Source organism: Mesorhizobium sp. M4B.F.Ca.ET.089.01.1.1 (assembly GCF_004022605.1).
GTDB lineage: Bacteria > Pseudomonadota > Alphaproteobacteria > Rhizobiales > Rhizobiaceae > Mesorhizobium > Mesorhizobium abyssinicae.
Map to the genome: position 1 here is coordinate 1 of NZ_RZOS01001334.1, position 496 is coordinate 496.

At 62.1% G+C, this 496-nt stretch carries 1 protein-coding gene; it reads right to left on the reverse strand.

Translation table 11 applies throughout. The features are described 5' to 3' along the window. Window positions 1-195: phage integrase N-terminal SAM-like domain-containing protein (locus EN780_RS37410; protein WP_189557164.1), on the reverse strand; the 195-nt coding region annotated here is incomplete at its 3' end. Between the last annotated feature and the right edge of the window lie 301 nt (window positions 196-496).

Consider the following 496-nt stretch of genomic DNA (forward strand, 5'->3'; position numbering starts at 1 on the left):
GGTGAAGAAGCGCAGCGCCGACACAATGCTGTTCATGGTCGGCACGGGAACGCCGTCACCCTGCTGCCCGACCTGGAACCGGCGCAAGTCATCCGCTGTCGCCGTGTCCGGCGATCGGCCAAGGAAGCTTGCGAACCGCCCGACATCGCGGACGTAGTTGCGCTGCGTCTCCTGGCTGAACCGGCGCATGGTCATGTCGTCAATCAACCATTGGCGCGGCGGGCTGATCGGTGCATCGAGAACAGGGTGGGGGTGGTCAGGCTTCTTGTTGACGAAGCCTGTGATGCTCTGCCCCGCCGAACGACGCTCAATGCGGGCGCGGCAACCGGATCGTGACCTCTACCTTACCACGCGCGTCCATCCCGCGCAGCGGGTTGTTCTCCGACCTATTGCGGTGATTGTCGCTGTTCGGCCACAGCTCCGGTTCTTCCACTTAGGTGATGATCACGTTTCGCAGGAGCTAGTGTCGTTACGACGCGCTTGAAGTTCCTTCACT